This window comes from Phenylobacterium aquaticum (assembly GCF_947378715.1).
Taxonomy (GTDB): Bacteria; Pseudomonadota; Alphaproteobacteria; order Caulobacterales; family Caulobacteraceae; genus Phenylobacterium; species Phenylobacterium aquaticum_A.
This window is the reverse complement of the sequence record NZ_CANCLE010000189.1, coordinates 1-6,854: the sequence shown is the minus strand read 5'-3', so window position 1 is coordinate 6,854 and position 6,854 is coordinate 1. Positions and strand designations below refer to the sequence as shown.

The following is a 6,854-nucleotide window of genomic DNA, read 5'->3' as shown; positions in this document are numbered from 1 at the left end:
GCCCGCTCGGCCCGCCAGGCCGGCGAGCGCATGGGCCTGGACCGCAAGCGCATCGAGATGGTCGCCTGGCTGGTGGAGCATCACCTGGTGATGAGCGACTACGCCCAGAAGCGCGACGTCTCCGACCCGCGCACGGTGGTCGATTTCGCCCGCATCGTGGAGACGCCGGAACGGCTGCGCCTGTTGCTGGTGCTGACCGTGGCCGATATCCGCGCCGTGGGGCCGGGGGTGTGGAACGGCTGGAAGGGCCAGCTGCTGCGCGAGCTCTACGCCGCCACCGAGGCGGTGTTCCGGGGCGGGCGCGGCTCCGACGCCGCCGCCGCCGTGCGCCGCCACCATGAGAACGCCGCCTATGACGCGCGGATCAGCCTGTCCAAGGCCGATCCGGCCGCCACCGGCTGGGCCCAGGCCATGGAAGACGCCTATTTCACCTCCTTCCCGGAGGCCGAGGTGCTGGCTCACGCCAAGCTCGCCCGGCGCGGGGCCAAGGACGGCGCGGCCGCCGTCGGCCATGTGCGGCCCGGCCTGAACGCATCCGAGGTGGTGGTCGCCACCCCTGACCGCCCGCGCCTGTTCGTCGACCTGGCCGCCGCCATCACCGCCGCCGGGGCCAATGTGGTCGGCGCCAAGGTGTTCACCTCGCGCAAGGGCCAGGCGCTCGACGTGTTCTATGTGCAGGACGTCACCGGCGCGGCCTATGGCGCCGACACGCCGCGCTCCCTGGAACGCCTGGCCGCCGCCCTGGAGGCGGCCGGCCGGGGCGAGCCGGTCAAGGCCGAGGCCGCCAAGATCGGCGATCTGGGCCGCGCGGCGGCCTTCTCCATCACCCCCACGGTCATGCTGGACAACGAGGCCTCGGAACTGTCGACGGTGGTCGAGGCCTCGGGCCGCGACCGCCCGGGCCTGCTGGTCGCCCTGGCGCGGCCGATTTCCGACGCCGGTCTGTCGATTCTTTCGGCCCATATCGACGGCTATGGCGAGCGGGCTGTGGACGCCTTCTATGTGGTCGACGCGGCGGGCAAGAAGATCACCGACGCCAAGCTGATGGCCAGCCTGAAAAATGACCTCATGGCCGCCCTGGAAGCCGCCGAAACCCAGACCCAGACCCGCACCCGCTCCAACCTGCAGAAGGCCCGCGCCAGCAACGCGCGATAGATCAAATGGTTAACGGCTGAGCCACCTTGACGGGCCCCGCCTGCGCTGTGCACAGAGGCTGGGTGAGCCAGGCCGCGCCCCCCCCGATTTCGACCGCAGAGACCCCCGCCCCCGTGAAGGCCGGCCCGAAGATGGGCAAGGCCAACGGGATGATCCGTTCGTCGATGATCTATTCGGCCTTCACCCTGCTCAGCCGGCTGTTCGGCTTCGTGCGGGACCTGGCGGTCAGCTACCGGCTGGGGGCCAGCGCCACCTTCGCCGCCGACGCCTTCAACGCCGCCTTCGCCTTCCCGAACCTGTTTCGCCGCATCTTCGCCGAGGGCGCCTTCGCCGCGGCCTTCGTGCCGGCCTATTCCAAGTCGCTGGCCACGGACGGGGAGGAGGTGGCCGATGTGCTCGCCGCCGACGCCATGGCCACCCTCGCGGCCGCCACCATCGCCATCACGGTCTTCGCCGAGCTGACCATGCCCTGGCTGATGTACCTGATCGCCCCGGGCTTCGCGGCCAATCCGGAAAAGTTCAAGCTGGCGATCATCCTGACCCAGATCACCATGCCCTATCTGCCCTGCATGGCGATCTACGCCCACCTGTCCGGCGTGCTGAACGGCCGCAACCGCTTCATCCTGTCGGCCTCGGCCCCGATCCTGTTGAACATCTGGACCCTGATCACCGTGTTGCCGGCCACCAGCCCGGTGCAGGCGGCCTACGCCGCCTCCTGGGGTGTGGTGCTGGCCGGGATCTCCCAGGCCGCCCTGCTCTGGTGGGGGGTGCGCAAGTCCGGCGCCCGGGTCGACCTGCGCTGGCCCCGGCTGACGCCGCAGATCAAGGCCCTGATCGCGCTGGCCGTCCCCGGCGCCATCGCCGCCAGCGCCAGCCAGATCAATGTCTTCGTCTCCGGCATGCTGGTCAGCCAGGTCAATGGCGCCCGCTCCTGGCTGGCGGTCTGCGACCGGCTCTATCTGCTGCCCCAGGGGCTGGTCGGGGTGGCGATCGGCGTCGCCCTGCTGCCACGCCTGTCGCGGGCGGTGCATGCCGGCGACAAGACCGAATCCAGCACCGCCATCGATGAGGCCATCGTCTTCGCCATGGCGCTCACCCTGCCGGCCGCCGCGGCCCTGGTCGCCATGCCGTTCTTCCTGATCGACGCGCTCTATACCCGGGGCGCCTTCACCCTGGTCGACGCCCACGCCACGGCGGGCGCGCTGCTCCAATACGGCTGGGGCGTGCCGGCCTTTGTGCTGCAGCAGCTGGTCAGCCGGGTGTTCTTCGCCAGCCAGGACACCAAGACCCCCATGCGCTACGCCCTGGTCTCGGTGGCGCTCAACGTCGTCGCGGGCCTGGCCCTGTTCCAGCTGATCGGCGTGCCCGGCATCGCTGCGGCCACCAGCCTGGCCTCCTGGGTCAATGTGGCGATGATGACCACCACCCTCTTGCGGCGCGGGCTCTATGTCCCCCAGGCCAAGGCGGTCTCGCGCCTGCTGCGGATCATGGCCGCCTCGGCGGTCCTGGGCCTGGTCCTGGGCGCCGCCTCCCATTATCGCGACATCATCCAGGGCCTGTTCGCGGCCGTGCGCCTGGGTCCGTTGGGGCCGAAAGAATTCTCGGTGGCCATCGTCAGCATAGCCAGCGCCGCGCTCTATCCGGCCCTGCTGTTCGCTTCCGGCGGCCTGACCCCGGCCGATGTCCGCTACGCCTTCCGTCGCCGCAAGGGCGAGGCGGCCGCCCCGGTGATCGGCGAGCCGCCGCTGGGCTAAGGCTTGCGGGCGCGCGCGCAGGAGACTATTGCGCTCTCCATGGCTTATCTCGGACACCTCAGCTGGCGATGGCGCCGCGTCTGATCCGCCCGTCCCGGCGCGCGATCGCGCGTCCCCATGCCTCCATTTCCGAAGCCTGACCTCATGACCGAACAGACCCCTCCCGCCTATGCGGGCCCCGCCCGCGTGCTCTCCGGCGTCCAGCCCACCGGCGCCCTGCACCTCGGCAACTATCTGGGCGCCCTGGTGAAATTCACCCGCATGCAGCACGAGACGGAGACCTTCATCTTCGTCGCCGACATGCACGCCATCACCCAGTGGCAGGACCCCAAGCTCTTGACCGCCCAGGTGCGCGAGATCACCGCCGCCTATCTGGCCGCCGGCCTGGACCCCAAGGTCGCCACCATCTTCCCGCAGTCCGCCGTGCCGGCCCATGCCGAGCTCGCCTGGGTGTTCAACTGCGTCGCCCGGCTCGGCTGGCTCGACCGCATGACCCAGTTCAAGGACAAGGCGGGCAAGCACAAGGAGCGCGAGAGCGTCGGCCTCTACACCTATCCGGTGCTGCAGGCCGCCGACATCCTGCTCTACAAGGCCACGCAAGTGCCGGTCGGCGAGGATCAGAAGCAGCACGTCGAACTGACCCGCGACATCGCCCAGAAGTTCAATCACGACTTCGAGGCGCCGGGCTTCTTCCCCCTGCCGGAGGCGATGATCGCCGGGCCGGGCGCGCGGATCATGTCCTTGCGCGACGGGTCTTCGAAGATGTCCAAGTCCGATCCGTCGGACTATTCGCGGATCAATCTGACCGACGACGCCGACGCCATCGCCCAGAAGGTCAAGAAGGCCCGTACAGACGCCGAGCCCCTGCCTGAGACCCTGGACGAGCTGAAGGGCCGGGCCGAGGCGCTGAACCTGCTGGGCATCTATGCGGCGCTCGATGGCCGGACCTCGGCTGAGGTGCTGACCGAGTTCGCCGGCCAGGGCTTCGGCGCCTTCAAGCCCAAGCTCGCCGACCTCGCCGTCGCCAAGCTGGGTCCGGTGGGCGAGGCCATGCGCGGCTTCCTGGCCGACCCGGCCGAGATCGACCGCATCCTGACCGCCGGGGCCGAGCGCGCCCGCGAGGTCGCCGCGCCCACCCTGCACCAGGTCAAGAAGATCGTCGGCTTCTGGGGGGACTGAGCCCTCCGCCTCGCCCTCTCCCGCAAAGCGGGAGAGGGTCGGACTCAGCCCCGCTCCCCGCCGTTTCAGAAAATCTCCACGTCCGCCAACCTTGAGCTTTCGTCTCGCCCCCATACGTAACTGTTACTGCTACAATTACGAACCAGGAGAGTTCCCATGAGCAAGGTCGCCATCGTCTATCATTCCGCCGCCGGCCACACCGCCGCGCTCGCCCAGTCCGCCGCCGAGGGCGTCCGCGACGCCGGGGCGGACCCCATCCTCCTGAGCCTGGACGGCGGCGACTTCGCCCCGGTGCTGGAGGCCGTGGCCGCCGCCGATGCGGTGATCTTCGGGGCGCCGACCTTCATGGGCGATCTGTCGGCCGGGTTCCGCGCCTTCGCCGAGGCCTCGGCCGGCGCCTGGTACGGCCAGGCCTGGAAGGACAAGCTGGCCGCCGGCTTCACGGTCTCCGGCAGCTATTCCGGCGACAAGCTCAACAGCCTGACCAGCCTGGCGGTGTTCGCCGCCCAGCACGGCATGGTCTGGGTCTCCACCGGCCTCCTGCCCGGCCACGCCTATGGCAAGGTCGGTCCTGAGGATGTGAACCGCCTGGGCTCGTTCCTCGGCGTCATGGCCCAGGCCGACAACGCCCCGGCCGACGTCACCCCGCCGTCGGGCGACCACCGGACCGTCCGCCTGCTGGGCGCGCGGGTCGCGGAGGCCGCCCGCCGCTGGAAGGCTGGGGCGCCCGAGGCTGTCGCCCAGGCTGCGTGATGGGGCCGCGTGATCGGGCCGCCTGAGATGGCGGCTTGAACCGGCGCGCGGTCAGCGCCACCTTCGCCCCTTGATCGCGTGAGCTTCGAAGGGGCCAAGATGGACCGCAAACTGGCGTTGGTGACCGGCGCCTCGGCCGGGATCGGGGCGGCCTTCGCCAAGATCTACGCCAGCCATGGCTATGACGTGGCCCTGACCGCCCGCCGGGTCGATCGCCTGGAACGGTTCGCCGACGAGATCCGGCTGCGCCACGGGGTGGAGGTGCTGACCGTCGCCGCCGACCTGGCGGAGGCCGGCGCCCCGGTCCAGATTCTCGACCATCTGTCGGCCCACGGCCGGCATGTGGACGCCCTGGTCAACAATGCCGGCTATGGCCTGCCGGGGACCTTCGCGGAGACCAAGTGGGAGGACCAGGCGGCCTTCCTGCAGGTGTTGCTGCACGCCCCCACCGAGCTGGCCCACCGGGTGCTGCCCGGCATGGTCGAGCGCCGGTTTGGCCGGATCGTCAATGTGGCGTCGCTGGCCGGGCTGGTCCCGGGCTCGGCCGGCCACACCCTCTATGGGGCGGTGAAGGCCTATCTGGTGAAGTTCTCCCAGAGCCTGCACCTGGAGAACCTGGCGACCGGGGTGCATGTCACCGCGCTCTGCCCCGGCTTCACCTATTCGGAATTCCACGACGTCAACGGCACGCGGGCCCAGATCAGTTCATCCACCCCGGAATGGCTGTGGCTTGGCGCCGACGAGGTGGCCGCCGCCGGCTATGAGGCGGTGGAGGCGGACCGCGCGGTCTGCGTGCCCGGCGCGCCCAACAAGGCGATCGCCGCCGTGGCCAAGATCATCCCCGACGACTGGGCCTTGGCGCTGATGGCGTCCCAGGGCCCGAAGTTCCGCAAGGTCTGAGGGTTACTTCCTCAGCCGCTGGTCGCGCTTGGCGGCGACACGGAGGCGCAGGGCATTGAGCTTGATGAAGCCGGCGGCGTCGCGGTGGTCATAGGTGACCTTGCCCTCCTCGAAGGTGACCAGGTCCTGGTCATAGAGCGAGTAGGGGCTGGTGCGGCCGATGATCGAGACATTGCCCTTGTAGAGCTTCACCCGCACCTGGCCGCCGACCATGGCCTGGGAGTGGTCGATGGCGGCCTGCAGCATCTCGCGCTCGGGGGCGAACCAGAAACCGTTATAGATGAGCGAGGCGTACTTCGGCATCAGCTCGTCCTTCAGGTGCATGGACCCGCGGTCGAGGGTGATGGATTCAATGCCCCGGTGGGCGGCGAGCAGGATCGTGCCGCCGGGGGTCTCATAGACGCCGCGCGACTTCATGCCGACGAAGCGGTTCTCGACCAGGTCGAGGCGGCCGACGCCATTGTCGTGGCCCAGCTGGTTGAGCTTGGTCAATAGCGCAGCGGGCGACATCCGGACGCCGTCGACAGCGACCGGGTCGCCCTTCTCGAAGTCCAGGGTGAAGACGGTGGGGGTGTCCGGCGCAGCCTCGGGCGAAATGGTGCGCATGTGCACGAACTCGGGGGCCTCGACGGCCGGGTCCTCCAGCACCTTGCCCTCGGAGGAGGAGTGCAGGAGGTTGGCGTCGACGCTGAACGGGGCCTCGCCGCGCTTGTCCTTGGTGATCTGGATCTGGTGCTTCTCGGCGAATTCCAGCAGGGCCTCGCGGCTCTTGAAGTCCCATTCCCGCCACGGCGCGATCACGTGGATGTCGGGCTCGAGCGCATAATAGCCGAGCTCGAAGCGCACCTGGTCATTGCCCTTGCCGGTCGCCCCATGGCTGACCGCGTCGGCGCCGGTGGCCCGGGCGATCTCGATCTGCTTCTTGGCGATCAGCGGCCGGGCGATCGAGGTGCCCAGCAGGTACTGGCCCTCATAGACGGTGTTGGCGCGGAACATCGGGAAGACGAAGTCGCGGACGAACTCCTCGCGCACATCCTCGATGAAGATGTTCTCCGGCTTCACCCCGGCGGCCAGGGCCTTGGCCCGGGCCGGCTCGATCTCCTCGCCCTGGCC

5 protein-coding genes and 1 pseudogene are annotated in these 6,854 nt (G+C 69.5%); 5 read left to right on the top strand and 1 reads right to left on the bottom strand.

The features are described 5' to 3' along the window. The 5 genes and pseudogenes from Q7P21_RS18240 to Q7P21_RS18220 form a co-directional block, all read left to right on the top strand. A pseudogene (locus Q7P21_RS18240) lies at window positions 1-1,155 on the top strand (bifunctional uridylyltransferase/uridylyl-removing protein); the annotation flags it as partial. A gap of 131 nt (window positions 1,156-1,286) precedes the next feature. Then, the gene (murJ, locus tag Q7P21_RS18235) at window positions 1,287-2,909 is read left to right on the top strand and encodes a murein biosynthesis integral membrane protein MurJ (RefSeq protein WP_304178551.1); all 1,623 of its coding nucleotides are present in this window, start codon (window positions 1,287-1,289) and stop codon (window positions 2,907-2,909) included. A 144-nt stretch (window positions 2,910-3,053) separates the two neighbouring features. Next, the gene (trpS, locus tag Q7P21_RS18230; RefSeq protein ID WP_304178543.1) at window positions 3,054-4,088 is read left to right on the top strand and encodes a tryptophan--tRNA ligase; all 1,035 of its coding nucleotides are present in this window, start codon (window positions 3,054-3,056) and stop codon (window positions 4,086-4,088) included. Between the two features lie 156 nt (window positions 4,089-4,244). Next, on the top strand, window positions 4,245-4,841 hold the full coding sequence (locus Q7P21_RS18225; protein ID WP_304172234.1) for a flavodoxin family protein: 597 nt from the start codon (window positions 4,245-4,247) through the stop codon (window positions 4,839-4,841). A 99-nt stretch (window positions 4,842-4,940) separates the two neighbouring features. After that, window positions 4,941-5,741 (top strand): SDR family oxidoreductase, encoded by an 801-nt coding sequence (locus Q7P21_RS18220; protein WP_304178532.1) that lies wholly within the window; start codon window positions 4,941-4,943, stop codon window positions 5,739-5,741. Between the two features lie 3 nt (window positions 5,742-5,744). Here the strand turns inward: Q7P21_RS18220 and Q7P21_RS18215 are convergent. Beyond that, a partial coding sequence (locus tag Q7P21_RS18215) for an argininosuccinate synthase (protein ID WP_304178522.1) occupies window positions 5,745-6,854 on the bottom strand: 1,110 nt, incomplete at its 5' end.